Origin of the sequence: Teichococcus deserti, assembly GCF_001982615.1 — a bacterium.
GTDB classification, from domain to species: domain Bacteria; phylum Pseudomonadota; class Alphaproteobacteria; order Acetobacterales; family Acetobacteraceae; genus Pseudoroseomonas; species Pseudoroseomonas deserti.
This window is the reverse complement of the sequence record NZ_MLCO01000279.1, coordinates 1-13,670: the sequence shown is the minus strand read 5'-3', so window position 1 is coordinate 13,670 and position 13,670 is coordinate 1. Positions and strand designations below refer to the sequence as shown.

The window sequence follows — 13,670 nt, the reverse complement described above, 5'->3', positions numbered from 1 at the left end:
GTTTGCAATACCGGCCCATGAAAAAGCCCCGGGGGATCGCTCCCCCGGGGCCGGTTCGGATCGGCGATGCGGGCTTAGGAGGCCAGCTTCGGCGCGCTGCGGGCCAGCGGGTTCTTCACCGCGGGCAGGTCGTGCAGGTGGCAGGCCGCCCATTGGCCGGGCTCGGTCTGCTGCAGCTGCGGCTCGTCGGTCCGGCAGCGGTCGAAGGCATAGGGGCAGCGCGTGTGGAAGCGGCAGCCCTTCGGCGGGTTGATCGGGCTGGGCACATCGCCCTTCAGCACGATGCGCTTGCGCGCCGCCCCCGGCTCCGGCACCGGCACGGCCGAGAGCAGCGCCTCGGTGTAGGGGTGCTTCGGCGCCGAGAACAGCTCGCGGCGCGGCGCGATCTCGACGATCTTGCCGAGATACATCACCGCGACGCGATGCGTCATATGCTCGACGATGGCCAGGTCGTGGCTGATGAACAGCAGCGCCAGGCCGAGCTCCTTCTGCAGGTCCTGCAGCAGGTTGACGATCTGCGCCTTGACCGAGACGTCCAGCGCCGAGACCGCCTCGTCGCAGATGATCAGGTCGGGCTCGCCGGCCAGGGCGCGGGCGATGCAGATGCGCTGGCGCTGGCCACCGGAGAACTCATGCGGCCAGCGGTTCACCGCGTCGCGCGGCAGGCGGACGGTGTCCATCAGCTTGGCGACGCGCTCGTCCAGGTCGGCCGAATCCTTGGCCAGGCCGTAGTTGCGGATCGGCTCGGCGAGGAGGTCCTTCACCCGCATGCGCGGGTTGAGGCTGGAGAACGGGTCCTGGAAGACCACGCCGACGCGCCGGCGGATCGGCCGCAGCTTGCCTTGGGACAGGTCGTCGATGCGCTGGCCGTCGAGCACCACCTGCCCGGCGGTCGGCGGGAACAGCCGCAGCAGCGCCTTGCCGACGGTCGACTTGCCGCAGCCGGATTCGCCCACCAGCGACAGCGTCTCGCCCTTCTCGATGTGGAAGGAGACGCCGTCGACCGCATAGACATGGCCGGTGGTGCCGCCGAAGAAGCCCGCCTTGATCGGGAAGTGCTTCTTCAGGTCGTTGACCTCGAGCAGCGCGCCGGCATGGCGCGGCATGGGCTTGGCGATGGTCGTGCTCATGCCGGGACGGCCTCCTTCACCGCGTAATGGCAGGCGGCGATATGGGCCGGCGCCTTCTCCTCGAGCGCCGGCGCCGCGGTGCGGCACAGCTCGGTGACCTGCGGGCAGCGGCTGGCGAAGACGCAGCCCTGCAGCTTCTGCTTCAGGCTGGGCACCAGGCCGGGGATCTCGGCCAGGCGCTCGCTGGTGCCGTCGAGCGAGGAGCCGAGCTTCGGCACCGCGCCGAGCAGGCCTTGCGTGTAGGGGTGCTTCGGCGCGCGGAACAGGTCCTCGACGCGCGCCTCCTCCACCTTGCGGCCGGCATACATGACGATCACCCGCTCGGCGACCTCGGCAACGACGCCGAGGTCATGGGTGATCAGCACGATGGCGGCGCCGACGCGGTGCTTCAGGTCGCGCATCAGGTCGAGGATCTGCGCCTGGATGGTCACGTCGAGCGCGGTGGTCGGCTCGTCCGCGATCAGCAGCTTCGGGTTGCAGGCGAGCGCGATGGCGATCATCACCCGCTGCCGCATGCCGCCTGACAGCTGGTGCGGGTATTCCTTGACCCGCTTGTCGGGGGCCGGGATGCCGACCAGCGTCAGCATCTCGACCGCCTTGGCCTCGGCCTGGCTGCGCGACAGCCCCTGATGCAGCCGCAGCGCCTCGCCGATCTGCTTGCCGATGCTGAGCACCGGGTTCAGCGAGGTCATCGGCTCCTGGAAGATCATGCTGATCTCGTTGCCGCGGATGGCGCGCATCTCGCGGTCGCTGAGGTCGAGCAGGTTCTTGCCGTTGAAGCGGATCTGGCCGGCGATCTGGCCCGGCGGCTCCGGGATCAGCCGCAGGATCGACATGGAGGTGACCGACTTGCCGCAGCCGGACTCGCCGACGATGGCGACGGTCTGGCCCGCCTCCACGTTGAAGGAGAGCCCGTCGACGGCGCGGTTGACGCCGCCGTCGGGGGTGCGGAAATGGGTCTGCAGGTTCTCGACTTCGAGAAGGGCCATGGTCTTTACACCCGCTTCGCGAGCCGCGGGTCGAGCGAATCCCGCAGGCCGTCGCCCAGCAGGTTCACCGCCAGCACGGTGATGGACAGGAACAGGGCGGGGAAGAAGACGATATACGGCTTCACCTGCCAGAGCGCGCGGCCCTCGGCCATGATGTTGCCCCAGGACGGGATGATCGGCGGCGTGCCGGCCCCGATGAAGGACAGGATGGCTTCGGTGATCATCGCGCTGGCGCAGATATAGGTGGCCTGCACGGTCATCGGCGCCAGGGTGTTGGGCAGGATGTGGCGCCAGATGATCACCGGGGTGCGGGTGCCGCAGGCGATGGCCGCATCGACATAGGGCTGCTCACGCAGGCTGAGCACCACGCCGCGCACCAGGCGCGAGACGCGCGGGATCTCGGCGATGGTGATGGCCAGGATGACGTTGCCGACCGAGCCGCGGGTCAGCGCCATCAGCGCGATGGCCAGCAGGATCGACGGGATCGACATCAGCCCGTCCATGACGCGCATGATGATGCTGTCGGCCCAGCGCACCATGCCGGAGACCAGGCCGATGGTCAGGCCGATCACCGAGGCGCAGAAGGCCACGCCGAAGCCCACCATCAGCGAGACGCGGGTGCCGTAGAGCACGCGGCTGTAGACGTCGCGGCCCAGCATGTCGGTGCCGAACCAATGCGCCGCCGACGGGTCGCGGGTCCGCATCACCGGCGCCAGCGCCGTCGGGTCCTTGGTGAACAGGAAGGGCGCGAAGATGGCGACGCAGAACATCACCAGCAGCAGGAAGCCGCCGAAGGCGATGGTCGGATGGCGCAGCAGATAGCCGAGGAAGCCCTTGCGGGCCACCTTGGGCTGCATGATGTCCGGCAGGGGCGCCGCGACCGCGACGCCCTCCGGCACGGAGGCCCGGGGGGGCTGGAGGGAGGTGCTCAATACCGGATCCTCGGGTCGAACAGGGTGTAGCTCAGGTCGATCAGCAGATTGACCAGCACGTAGACGAAGGAGAACATCAGGATCACGCCCTGGATGACCGGATAGTCACGGCGCAGGATGGCGTCGACCGTCAGCCGGCCCAGGCCGGGGATGGCGAAGACGCTTTCGGTGACCACGGCGCCGCCGATCAGCAGGGCGACGCCGATGCCGATGACGGTGACGATCGGCACGGCCGCGTTCTTCAGCGCATGCACGAACAGCATGGTGGCCTGGTTGGCGCCCTTGGCACGCGCCGTGCGGATATAGTCCTGCTGCAGGACCTCCAGCATGGTGGCGCGGGTGATGCGGGCGATCAGCGCGATATAGACGCCGCCCAGCGCGATCGCCGGCAGCACCAGGTTCGAGATCCACGGGCCGAAGCCGCGCTCGAAGGGCGTGTAGCCCTGCACCGGGAACCAGTCGAGCTCTAGGGCGAACCAATAGGCCAGCAGGTAGCCGACCACGAAGACCGGCACCGAGAAGCCGAGCACCGCGAAGCCCATGACGGCGCGGTCGATCCAGCTGCCCGACTTCCAGGCGGCAATGACGCCCATCGGCACGGCGATGGTGACCGCCAGGATCAGCGTCACCACCATCAGCGACAGCGTCGGCTCGATGCGCTGCGCGATCATGCGGGTGACCGGCAGGTTGGTGAAGATCGACACCCCCAGGTCGCCCTGGATGATGCGGAACACCCATTCGCCGAACCGCACCAGGAAGGGGCGGTCCAGGCCAAGGCTGGCGCGGATTCGCTCCACATCAGCCGGCGTGGCTTGGTCGCCCGCGATCACCGCCGCCGGGTCACCCGGGGCGATGTAGAGCAGGCTGAAGACAAACAAGGCGACGATCGCCATCACGGGGATGGTCGCCAGGCAACGTCGGATGATGTAGGCGAACATGCTCTTCGATCAGCTCTTGGTGACGCCCCAGAAGAACGGGATCGGCGCCTTCACGACGCCGCTCACGTTCTTCCGCCAGGCCTGGTAGGACAGGAAGAAGCCGGTGGGGGCGTAAAGCCCGAACTCCATGGCTTCCTTGTTCATCTTGGCAACAGCCGCCTTCTCGGCCTCCAGGTTGGGAGCGGCGAACCACTCGTTGCGCGCCGCCTCGACGGCGTCGCTCTTCGGCCAGCCGAACCAGGCGCCGTCGCCATTGGCCCGCAGGGCGGTATAGGCGGCGGGATTGATGCAGTCAGCCCCGGCATGCCAGCTGTGGAAGATATGCCAGCCGCCCTGGCTGGGCGGCGTCTTCAGCGCGCGCCGGCTGCCGACCGTGCCCCAGTCGGTGGCGACGAAGTCGACATTCATGCCGATGCGCTTCAGCAGGTCGGCGCTGACATCGCCGAAGGCCTTGGTGATCGGCTGGTCCTGCGCCACGACCAGGGTGATCGGCTCGCCCTTGTAGCCGGTCTCCGCCAGCAGCTTCTTGGCGGCGTCGTAGTCGCGCCGGCCCTTCAGCAGGTCCCCGCCCGCCTCGGTGTAGAGCGGCGTGCCCGGCGTGAAGAAGGAGGGCAGCGACTTCCACAGGTCGGAACTGTCGCCGACCAGCGCGCGCATGTAGTCCTCCTGGCTCAGCGCCATCAGCACGGCGCGGCGGGCGCGCACATCGTTGAAGGGCGCATGCAGGTGGTTCATGCGGAAGCTGCCGATGTTGCCCAGCGGATCGGCGATGTCGATGTTGATGTTGCGGTTGCGCTTGAGCAGCGGCACCAGGTCGGAGATCGGGTTCTCCCACCAGTCGACCTCGCCGTTCTGCAGCGCCGCCGCAGCCGTCGCCGGGTCGGGCATGACGACCCATTCGACGCGGTCGACCATCGCCCGCTTGCCGCCCGACATCCAGGAGGCCGGCTCGGCGCGCGGCACGTAGCCGTCGAACTTCTGGAACACGGCGCGGGCGCCGGGCACCCATTCCTCGCGCACGAAGCGGAACGGGCCGGAGCCGACATATTCGGTAATCTGCTGGAACGGATCGGTCCTGGCGATCCGCTCCGGCATGATGAAGCTGCAGGGCGCATTGTTCTTGCCCAGCGCCAGCCGCATCTTCGGATAGGGCTCCTTCAGCACCCAGCGGAAGCTGCGGTCGTCGACCGCGACCAGCTCCTGCTGGATGGCGCGGATCATCTGCCCCATCGGGTCGCGCACCGCCCAGCGCGCCAGGCTGGCGACCACGTCCTTCGAGGTGACCGGGGTGTTGTCGTGGAACTTCAGCCCCTCGCGCAGCTTAAAGGTCCAGGTCAGCCCGTCGGCGGACACCTCCTCCTGCTCGACCATCTGCCGCTGCGGCGCCAGATTCTCGTCGAGGCCGTAGAGCGTGTCCCAGACCAGCATGCCGGCGTTGCGCACGACATACTGGGTGCCCCAGATCGGGTCGAAATTGGCGAGGTTCGCCTGCGGCACGAAGCGCAGCGTGCGGGCACTGGCGCCGCCCGCGGCGCCCTGGCCCAGCGCTGGCGCCGCCAGGCTGCCGAGGCCGCCGGCGGCCAGCGCCGATGCTCCCGCGACCTTGAAGAGGGAACGTCGCTCGATCGTCATACCCTTCGTCTCCCAGCCCCGCGGCCTTTGCGGCCGCCCCCTTGATGCCCCTGGCGGGGGAAGCCCCCGCCTGCCCTGCTCTGGCGTGCGGCCATTCGGCCGTCTTCTTGTCGTCTGTCCGGGGACCAGCCCCGAGCGGCGGCCGCCCTGGCGAAGCTGCCGCTCCGCCTTCGGCGATCGCCCCGCACATAGCGTGCCACTTGCGGCGTGGGACCGCTACGTCTTCTCGATGTTCCAGAAGGTGGTCGAGGAAGAAGGCTGCACGCCGGCCAGGCTGCGGCGCCAGACCGAGGGCTGCCAGTAGAAGCCGAGCGGGATGTAGGGGATGGTGTCCATGGCGCGGGCATTCAGCGCGTCGGCGATCCGCTTGCCCTCGGCCGCATCGGCCGCCTGCAGCCAGGCCGCGCGCAGCCGCTCGATCTCGGGGTCGTCGGGCCAGCCGAACCATGCATCCTTGCCATTGGCCCGCAGCATCAGATGGATCGGCGGCAGGTTCAAGGAGGTGCCCGGCGAGGTCGTGTGGAAGACGCTCCAGCCGCCCTTCTCGACCGGCTCGCGGCTCGTGCGCCGCTGCACCAAAGTCCCCCAGTCCGTTGAAACCAGTTCAACATTCATGCCGATGCGCTGCAGCAAATCGGCGGTGACCAGGGACAGGGCATTGATCTGGGGATAATCGCCAGGCGCTACCACCACGACGCGTTCGCCCGCATAGCCGGCGGCCTTCAGGGCGGCGCGGGCCTGCTCGACATTGCGCGTCTTCAGGATCCCGCTGCCGGTCTCGTTCGACAGCGGCGTGCCGCAGGTGAAGACGCCCGGGCATTCGCCCCAGGCATCCGGCCCCTCGCCGGCCACCGCGCGCAGATAGTCGCGCTGGTCGACGGCCATGGCGACGGCGCGGCGGATGGCCACATTGTCGAAGGGCTTCTGCAGGTGGTTGAGGCGCAGGCAGCCATAGGTGCCTTCGGTCAGCCGCTGCTGCACCACCAGGTCGCGTGAGCGCTTCAGCATCGGCAGCAGGTCGTGCAGCGGATATTCCCAGTAGTCCTGCTCACCGGTCGACATGGCCGCCGCCGCCGTCGCCGGATCGCTGATCACCGTCCACTCGACGCGCGGCACTTTTGCCATCTTGCCGCCGGCCAGCCCGTCGGCTGCCTCATCCCGCGGCACGTACTGCGCGAATTTTTCCCAGACCGCCTTCTGCCCGGGATTCCACTCATTGGCGATGAAGCGGAAGGGGCCGCTGCCGATCGCCTCGCGGATCTGGGTGAAGGCATCCACCTCGGCCAGGCGCTGCGGCATGATGAAGGCCGGCGAGGAGCTCTTGCCCAAGGCCAGCGCCAGATAGGGGAAGGGCATCTTCAGCCGGAAGCGCAGCCGGCGGTCGTCCAGCGCCTCCAGCGCATCCACCGCCATCCACAGCACCTGGCCGAAGGCGTCGCGCTTGGCCCAGCGGGTCACCGAGGCGACGCAGTCCCGCGCCAGCACCGGCGCGCCGTCATGGAAGCGCAGGCCCTGCCGGAGGGTGAAGGTCCAGCTGCGGCCCTCGTCGCCAACCTCCCAGCCCTCGGCCATCTGCGGCTTGGGCACGCCCTTGGAATCGACCGCGGTCAGCGTGTCATAGACCAGGTAGCCGTGGTTCAGCGTGACCACCGCGGTGGTCCAGAAGGGATCGAGGCTGGTCAGATTCGCCTGCGGGATCACCCGCAGCACCTGGGCGGCGGCATTCTGCGCCACCGCCGGCCGGGACAGCGTCGCCGCCAGGCCCAGCCGCGCGCCTGCGCCAAGGAAACCACGCCGGTTCAGACCGGATCCCTGCATCCACCCACTCCCCTGCAAGCCGGCGGCGGCGCGGGGTCTTCCCCGTCATCCGCCGCCTGTCGCCCGGATGTCGGGCCTCGCCTGTAGGTCCCGGATGGAACAGGCAGAGCGCCCGGCCCGCAAGGGCAATAAGGCGGAAAAAAGGCGGGCGGGACCAGGCCCCGCCCGCCTTGCTGCATCTGCGAAGAGCAGATGCCCAAGCGGATTGCAGTCCGGTTAGGTCAGCCTCGCTGCGGCAATTCGCGTCAGCTCCGCTGGACATTCCAGAACATGGGAAGCCCCTTCAGCACGCCGCTGAGATTGCGGCGATAGGCCCAGGCCTGGAAATACTGGCCGCAGGGCAGGTAGGGCACGTCCTGGAAGCATTGCAGCTGGATCTGCCTGGCGATCTCCTGCTGCGCGGCCAGATCCGGCGCCTCGAACCAGGCGGTGCGCAGTTCTTCCAGCTTCGGCGCGGTGGGCCAGCCGAACCAGGCGGACTGGCCATGGCCGCGGATGGCCTGCTGGACGCCCGGATTGAACATGTCCACGCCGGCCCAGAAGGTGAAGAACATCGACCAGCCGCCCTTCTCCACCGGTTCCTTGCTGGCGCGGCGCTGCACGACGCTGCCCCAGTCGGTGGAGACGAATTCGACGTTCATGCCGCATTTCTTCAGCATGTCATGGCCGACCTGGGCCAGGGCGTTCAGCGAGGGGAAGTCGGACGCCGCGATCAGCACCACCTTCTCGCCCTTGTAGCCGGCGGCGGCCAGGTCGCGCTTGACCTTGTCGTAGTCGCGCGGGCTGGTCAGCACCTCCATGCCGGCATCGTTGGCCAGCGGGGTGTCGGGGGTGAAGATGCCAACATTCTCGCGCCACAGGCTCTTGTCGGTGCCGATCACCGCCGTCATGAAATCGGCCTGGTTGACGGCGCCGAGCAGCGCCCGGCGGATCGCCGGGTTGTTGAAGGGCGGGTGCAGGTGGTTGAACCGCGCCATGGCCATCAGGCCCGTCGGGTCCTGGATCTCCAGGTTGACGTTGCGGTTGCGGCGCAGCAGGGCCTGCAGGTCGCCCGGCGGCTGCTCCCACCAATCGGCCTCGCCATTCTGCAGCGCGTTGGACGCTGTCGCCGCATCCGGCATCACGGTCCATTCGATGCGGTCGAAATTGGCCTTCTTCGGGCCGGCGGTCCAGCTGATGTCGCCATCGGCGCGCGGCACGTAATCGGCGAAGCGCTCATAGACGATCTTGGCGCCGGGCACCCGCTCATCCGCCTTGAAGCGGAACGGGCCGGAGCCGATCATCTCCTTCACCGGCACGGCCGGGTCGGTCTTCGCCAGCCGCTCGGGCATCATGAAGCAGACCGGGGTCGCGGGCTTGCCCAGCGCCTCGAAGAGCAGCGGGAAAGGCTTCTTGAAGCTGAAGGTGATGGTCTTGTCGTCGGGCGCGGCGATGCCGGTCGGCTTGCCGGCCTCCTCGGCCAGCGTCGCCACCATCACCTGGCCCAGCGCGTCGCGCGCCGCCCAGCGGCGGATCGAGGCGACGCAGTCCTTCGCCGTCACCGCCGCGCCGTCATGGAACTTCAGCCCATCGCGCAGCGTCATGGTGACCTGCAGCCCGTCCGGCGAGACGCTGTGCGACTGCACCATCTGCGGCTGCGGCTTGTAGTCCTGGTCGAAGCCGTAGAGCGTGTCCCAGATCAGGTAGCCGTGGTTGCGCGAGACATAGGCGGTGGTGATGATCGGATCGGCCACCGCCAGGTCGGCCTGGGGGATGAACTTCAGCACGCGCGGCGCGGCCGGCGCCGGCGCGGCGGGGGCGGCGCCCTGGGCGGCCGCCGCGCGCGGCAGGCCGGTGGCGGCGGCGGCGATGGCGGCGGCGCCGTTGAGCAATTGGCGTCGGAACATATTCTCGGTCTCCCCGGGGCCTTCGGCCCGATCTTGCGCGGCGAAGGGAAGCCGAGGGCCTGCGAGGATGCAAGGGGGCCGCCCCCCGGAAACCCCGCGGTTCCTGCGGATTTCAGCGCGGCTTGCTGAAACGGCCTGGCGCAGGCTTTAACCGGGCGGCATGCGAAGCCTTCCCCTCTCCCCCGGCCAGGTGGCGCTGATCGGCCAGATGCTGCGCTTCGGCGTGGTCGGCACCGCCGGCTTCCTGGTCGACACGGCGGTGCTCTATGCCGCGCTGCAGCTCGGCGCCGGGCTCTATCTCGGCCGCGTGCTGTCCTATGTCGCCGCAGCGTCGGGCAACTGGGCGCTGAACCGGGCCTGGACCTTCCAGGCGACCGGCACGCCCGCAGCAAAGCAATGGGCGCTGTTCCTGGCGGTCAACCTGGTGGGCTTCGCGGTGAATTATGGCACCTATGCTGTCCTGGTCGGCAGCCTGCCGCTCGCCGCCGCCCATCCGGTGATCGGCGTCGCCGCCGGGTCGCTGGCCGGGATGGCGGGGAATTTTCTGCTGAGCCGCCGCTTCGTCTTCCGCGCCGGCTGATCCACCCCATGTCGCAGGCAGACGCCGGAGCTTCGCCCGCCATGCCGACCGCCCCCCGCATCGCCGTGCTGCTGCCCTGCCACAACGAGGCGGTGGCCATCGCCGGCGTGGTCGCGGCCTTCCGCGCCGCGCTGCCGGGGGCGGAGATCCACGTCTACGACAACAATTCGACCGACGGCACGGTGGCGGCCGCCCGCGCCGCCGGCGCCCGGCTCGGCGAGGAGGCGCTGCAGGGCAAGGGCAATGTCCTGCGCCGCATGTTCTCCGACATCGAGGCCGATTTCTTCCTGATGGCCGATGGCGATGGAACCTACGACGCGGCGGATGCGCCGTCGATGCTGGCACTGGCCCTGGCAAAGCGGCTCGACATGGTGACCGCGGTCCGCGTCGGGCAGGGCGACGCCGCCTATCGGCCCGGCCATGCCTGGGGCAACCGGCTGCTGACCGGGCTGGTCGGCGCGATCTTCGGCCGCCGCCAGGCCGACATGCTCTCCGGCTACCGCATGCTGTCACGCCGCTTCGTGAAATCTTTTCCAGCCTTGTCCGGCGGATTCGAGATCGAGACCGAGCTCACCGTGCATGCTCTCGAGCTGCGCATGCCGATCGGCGAGATCCGCTCGGCCTATGGCGCGCGGCCGGCCGGATCGGCCTCCAAGCTGCGCACTTTCCATGACGGCGCTCGGATTCTCGCAACCATCCTGGCCCTGCTGCAGCGGGAGCGTCCCCTGCCCTTCTTCGGCGCCCTCGCCGGCCTGTTCCTGCTGGCCGCCATCGGCTTTTTCGCGCCGGTTTTCACCACGTATCTGGCAAGCGGGCTGGTGCCGCGGCTGCCCACCTTCCTGGCCTCGGTCTGCTGCCTGCAGCTTAGTTTTCTCGCAATGGCCGTCGGGCTGATCCTCGACACCGTTACCCGTGGCCGACAGGAGGCGCGGCGCATCGCCTATCTCGCCATCGCAGGGCCGGGTTGTCGTGAGCCTGCTACCCTTTCGCCAGCGCCTGGCGCTAAGCTCGATGAAACCCCGGCCGTGCATCCTGGTTGACCCGGATGGCGACCTGCCACGCTCTGGCCGCGCTCCAGGCTGGCAACAGCCCGGTCACAAAGCCGGCCTAGGCAGGACGGGATTTCGGACGGCGACCAGCCATCGGGCCGCCGCCCGCGGGTGGCCGATTGACCGGCAGCGGGATGCCGGCCGCCAGAAAACTGTCTCGTTTCAACCGGTGGCCTGATGCCGCCGTGCCGTGTATGGCCGCCCTGTTATGGTCCCGCGGTTCGGCCTAAACATCCGTCCGGCCCGCACGCCCTGGGCCCTTTTGACTGGAGTTGTCGTCGGCATGTCCGCGCCCCATCCCCTTCGGCCCGATGCGGCCTCCGACGCCGGTTCCGACGTCTCTGCCGTCAGCAGCTCGCCCGGCGCCAAGCCACCTCAGGCCTCGGCCCTGCCGCCCGGCTGGCGCGAGCTGGCCCTGGCCCCCGGCGGCGACCGGGTGACCGCGCTGCTGGCCTTCGCCCTGGCCCAGGACGCCGGTGACGAGGCCGCCACGCGCCTGCCGCAGCGCCGCGCCGAGGCCGAGAAGCTGCTGGGCGACTGGTCCTTCCGCCATCTGCACAACCATGCCGAGAGCATCCGCCAGGAAGCCGCCCGCGGCGCGCTGGCGGGGATGAAGTCGCCGCCCGGCTTCCTGACGCTGGTGGTCGCCGGCTTCGTCGCCACGCTGCTGGCGGGCGGGCTCGGCTGGGTCGCGATCACCGCGGGCTGGCTCGGCCACCTGCCGGTCGCAGGCTGACCGCCATGGCCCTCGCCCCGCGCCAGGCCATGCCCGGCCAGCAGGAGCCGACGCCGCTGTCCCGCGCCATCCAGGCCTGCCGCCGCGAATTCATCGCCGTCGGCCTGTTCAGCGGCATGGTCAACCTGCTGCAGCTGACCGTCTCGCTCTACATGATGCAGGTCTTCGACCGGGTGCTGGCCACCCGCAGCCTCGACACCCTGCTGTTCCTGACCCTGATCGCCGTGGCCGCCCTGGCCCTGCTGGCGGTGCTGGAGGCGGTGCGCGGCCGCGTCATGCAGCGCTGCGCCGCCTGGATCGAGGCCCGCGTCGCCCCCGAGGGCTTCGAGCGCGGCCTCGAATCCCAGCTGCGCGGCCGCCCCTACCGGATGGAGGCGCTGCGCGACCTGGGCTTCTGCCGCTCCTGGCTGGCCTCTCCCGGCGCGCTGGCCGTCTACGACGTCCCCTGGGTGCCGATTTATCTCGCCGCCATCTTCCTGCTGCATCCCGTCATGGGGCTGATCGCGCTCGGCGGCGCGGTGCTGCTGTTCATCCTGACCCTGCTGAACGAGGTCACCACCTCGAACCTGCTGAAGAAGGCCAACACCGCGGCCATGGCCGGGCAGCGCCGGGTCGATGCGCTCAGCCGCAATGCCGAGGTGATCGACAGCATGGGCATGATGCCCGCCGTCATGCGCCGCTGGCGCGCGGGCGTCGCCGAGACCGTGGCGCCGCAGGAGCAGGCCGCCGACCGCGCCGCCATTCTTCTCTCCCTCACCAAGTTCTTCCGCCTCGCGGTGCAGCTGGCCATCCTCGGCGTCGGCGCCTATCTGGTGCTGCAGCAGCAGCTGACCTCGGGCGCCTCGATCGCCGGCTCGATCATCATGGGCCGGGCGCTCGCCCCGGTGGAGCAGCTGATCGGCGGCTGGAAGGGGCTGGTCCAGGCCCGCCAGGCGCTGCAGCGCCTCTCCTCCTTCCTGGCCATGCCGCGGCTGCGCCCGCCCGGCCTGCCGCTGCCGGACCCGACCGGCAAGCTCTCGGCCGAACGCGTCACCTATGGCCTGCCCGGCCAGAACGTGCCGATCATCAAGGGCGTCAGCTTCGCGCTCAGCGCCAGCGAGAGCCTGGCCATCATCGGCCCCTCGGCGGCCGGCAAGACCACGCTGATCCGGCTGCTGATCGGCACGCTCGCGCCCTCGGCCGGCTCGGTCCGCCTCGACGGCGCCGATGTCTATACCTGGAAGCGCGAGGATTTCGGCCGCCATGTCGGCTACCTGCCGCAGGATGTCGAGCTGTTCGACGGCACCGTCTTCGCCAATATCGCCCGCATGGGCGATGCGACGCCCGAGGATGTCTTCGCCGCCGCCAAGCTGGCCGGCTGCCATGACATGATCCTGCGCCTGCCCTCGGGCTACGACACCGAGATCGGCGATGGCGGCCAGCACCTGTCGGGCGGCCAGCGGCAGATGCTGGGCCTGGCGCGGGCGCTGTTCGGCCAGCCCAAGCTGGTGGTCCTCGACGAGCCCAATTCCAACCTGGACGGCGACAGCGAGGCCGCGCTGCAGAAGGCGCTGGACGGGCTGAAGGCCAATGGCTGCACCGTGGTGCTGGTCTCGCACCGGCCGCAGCTGGTGCAGAATGTCGACAAGGTGCTGCTGCTGAAGGATGGCGCGGTGGAGATGTTCGGGCCGCGGGCCGAGGTTCTGAAGCGCCTGATGGGCCCGCGCCCGGCCGAGATCCCGGCCCAGCCCACGCCCCGCCTCGCCAGCCAGCCCGGAGGTGCCGCATGAGCATCACCACCACTCCGCAAGGCGGCGCGCTCGACCGCCCGGTCAGCACGCTGCCGCCGGTCGCCCCCGACCTGGCGCCCGAGGCCTCGCGCCCGCGCACCCGCGGCACGCTGCTCTTCGGCCTGGGGGCGATCGCCCTCTTCGTCGGCGGCTTTGCCGCCTGGTCCTTCACCGCGCCGCTGGCCGAGGCCGCCACCCCCCCCGGGCAGAT

Annotated in this window: 11 protein-coding genes and 1 pseudogene; 5 read left to right on the top strand and 7 right to left on the bottom strand. The window is 69.6% G+C overall.

What is annotated here, in order from left to right; translation table 11 throughout:
* Positions 1–74 precede the first annotated feature (74 nt).
* From BKE38_RS23805 to BKE38_RS23775, 7 genes are all read right to left on the bottom strand, one after another.
* Positions 75–1,130, bottom strand: a complete 1,056-nt coding sequence (locus tag BKE38_RS23805) for an ABC transporter ATP-binding protein (RefSeq protein ID WP_076959710.1) — start codon at positions 1,128–1,130, stop codon at positions 75–77.
* A complete protein-coding gene (locus BKE38_RS23800; RefSeq protein ID WP_076959709.1) occupies positions 1,127–2,119 on the bottom strand; it encodes an ABC transporter ATP-binding protein in 993 nt (330 codons plus the stop codon). The genes BKE38_RS23805 and BKE38_RS23800 overlap by 4 nt, the downstream gene beginning before the upstream one ends.
* A 5-nt stretch (positions 2,120–2,124) precedes the next feature.
* Positions 2,125–3,051 (bottom strand): ABC transporter permease, encoded by a 927-nt coding sequence (locus BKE38_RS23795; protein WP_076959708.1) that lies wholly within the window; start codon positions 3,049–3,051, stop codon positions 2,125–2,127.
* Positions 3,048–3,989, bottom strand: a complete 942-nt coding sequence (locus BKE38_RS23790; protein WP_076959707.1) for an ABC transporter permease — start codon at positions 3,987–3,989, stop codon at positions 3,048–3,050. The genes BKE38_RS23795 and BKE38_RS23790 overlap by 4 nt, the downstream gene beginning before the upstream one ends.
* A gap of 9 nt (positions 3,990–3,998) precedes the next feature.
* Positions 3,999–5,621 (bottom strand): ABC transporter substrate-binding protein, encoded by a 1,623-nt coding sequence (locus BKE38_RS23785; RefSeq protein ID WP_207553655.1) that lies wholly within the window; start codon positions 5,619–5,621, stop codon positions 3,999–4,001.
* 216 nt (positions 5,622–5,837) lie between these two features.
* Positions 5,838–7,424 (bottom strand): ABC transporter substrate-binding protein, encoded by a 1,587-nt coding sequence (locus BKE38_RS23780; RefSeq protein ID WP_076959745.1) that lies wholly within the window; start codon positions 7,422–7,424, stop codon positions 5,838–5,840.
* A gap of 260 nt (positions 7,425–7,684) precedes the next feature.
* Positions 7,685–9,325 carry an ABC transporter substrate-binding protein gene (locus BKE38_RS23775; protein ID WP_076959706.1) on the bottom strand — a complete coding sequence of 547 codons (1,641 nt, stop codon included), beginning with the start codon at positions 9,323–9,325 and terminating at the stop codon, positions 7,685–7,687.
* 160 nt (positions 9,326–9,485) lie between these two features.
* Between BKE38_RS23775 and BKE38_RS23770 the strand changes: the two genes are divergently transcribed.
* The 5 genes and pseudogenes from BKE38_RS23770 to BKE38_RS23750 form a co-directional block, all read left to right on the top strand.
* The gene (locus tag BKE38_RS23770; RefSeq protein WP_076959705.1) at positions 9,486–9,905 is read left to right on the top strand and encodes a GtrA family protein; all 420 of its coding nucleotides are present in this window, start codon (positions 9,486–9,488) and stop codon (positions 9,903–9,905) included.
* Between the two features lie 41 nt (positions 9,906–9,946).
* Positions 9,947–10,945: a glycosyltransferase gene (locus tag BKE38_RS23765; protein ID WP_076959704.1), complete on the top strand. Its 999-nt coding sequence runs from the start codon at positions 9,947–9,949 to the stop codon at positions 10,943–10,945.
* Positions 10,946–11,237: 292 nt separating this feature from the next.
* A complete protein-coding gene (locus BKE38_RS23760; protein ID WP_076959703.1) occupies positions 11,238–11,690 on the top strand; it encodes a hypothetical protein in 453 nt (150 codons plus the stop codon).
* Between the two features lie 5 nt (positions 11,691–11,695).
* Positions 11,696–13,459, top strand: coding sequence for a type I secretion system permease/ATPase (locus BKE38_RS23755; RefSeq protein WP_076959702.1), 1,764 nt, complete (start codon positions 11,696–11,698; stop codon positions 13,457–13,459).
* Positions 13,456–13,670, top strand: a pseudogene (locus tag BKE38_RS23750) (HlyD family type I secretion periplasmic adaptor subunit); the annotation flags it as partial. The gene BKE38_RS23755 and the pseudogene BKE38_RS23750, both read left to right, overlap by 4 nt.

Bases quoted from the DNA above. Each gene is read 5' to 3' on its own strand.
- BKE38_RS23805 (WP_076959710.1), bottom strand. From the start codon at position 1,130: ATGAGCACGACCATCGCCAAGCCCATGCCGCGCCATGCCGGCGCGCTG.
- BKE38_RS23800 (WP_076959709.1), bottom strand. From the start codon at position 2,119: ATGGCCCTTCTCGAAGTCGAGAACCTGCAGACCCATTTCCGCACCCCC.
- BKE38_RS23790 (WP_076959707.1), bottom strand. From the start codon at position 3,989: ATGTTCGCCTACATCATCCGACGTTGCCTGGCGACCATCCCCGTGATG.
- BKE38_RS23785 (WP_207553655.1), bottom strand. From the start codon at position 5,621: ATGACGATCGAGCGACGTTCCCTCTTCAAGGTCGCGGGAGCATCGGCG.
- BKE38_RS23775 (WP_076959706.1), bottom strand. From the start codon at position 9,325: ATGTTCCGACGCCAATTGCTCAACGGCGCCGCCGCCATCGCCGCCGCC.
- BKE38_RS23770 (WP_076959705.1), top strand. From the start codon at position 9,486: ATGCGAAGCCTTCCCCTCTCCCCCGGCCAGGTGGCGCTGATCGGCCAG.
- BKE38_RS23765 (WP_076959704.1), top strand. From the start codon at position 9,947: ATGCCGACCGCCCCCCGCATCGCCGTGCTGCTGCCCTGCCACAACGAG.
- BKE38_RS23760 (WP_076959703.1), top strand. From the start codon at position 11,238: ATGTCCGCGCCCCATCCCCTTCGGCCCGATGCGGCCTCCGACGCCGGT.
- BKE38_RS23755 (WP_076959702.1), top strand. From the start codon at position 11,696: ATGGCCCTCGCCCCGCGCCAGGCCATGCCCGGCCAGCAGGAGCCGACG.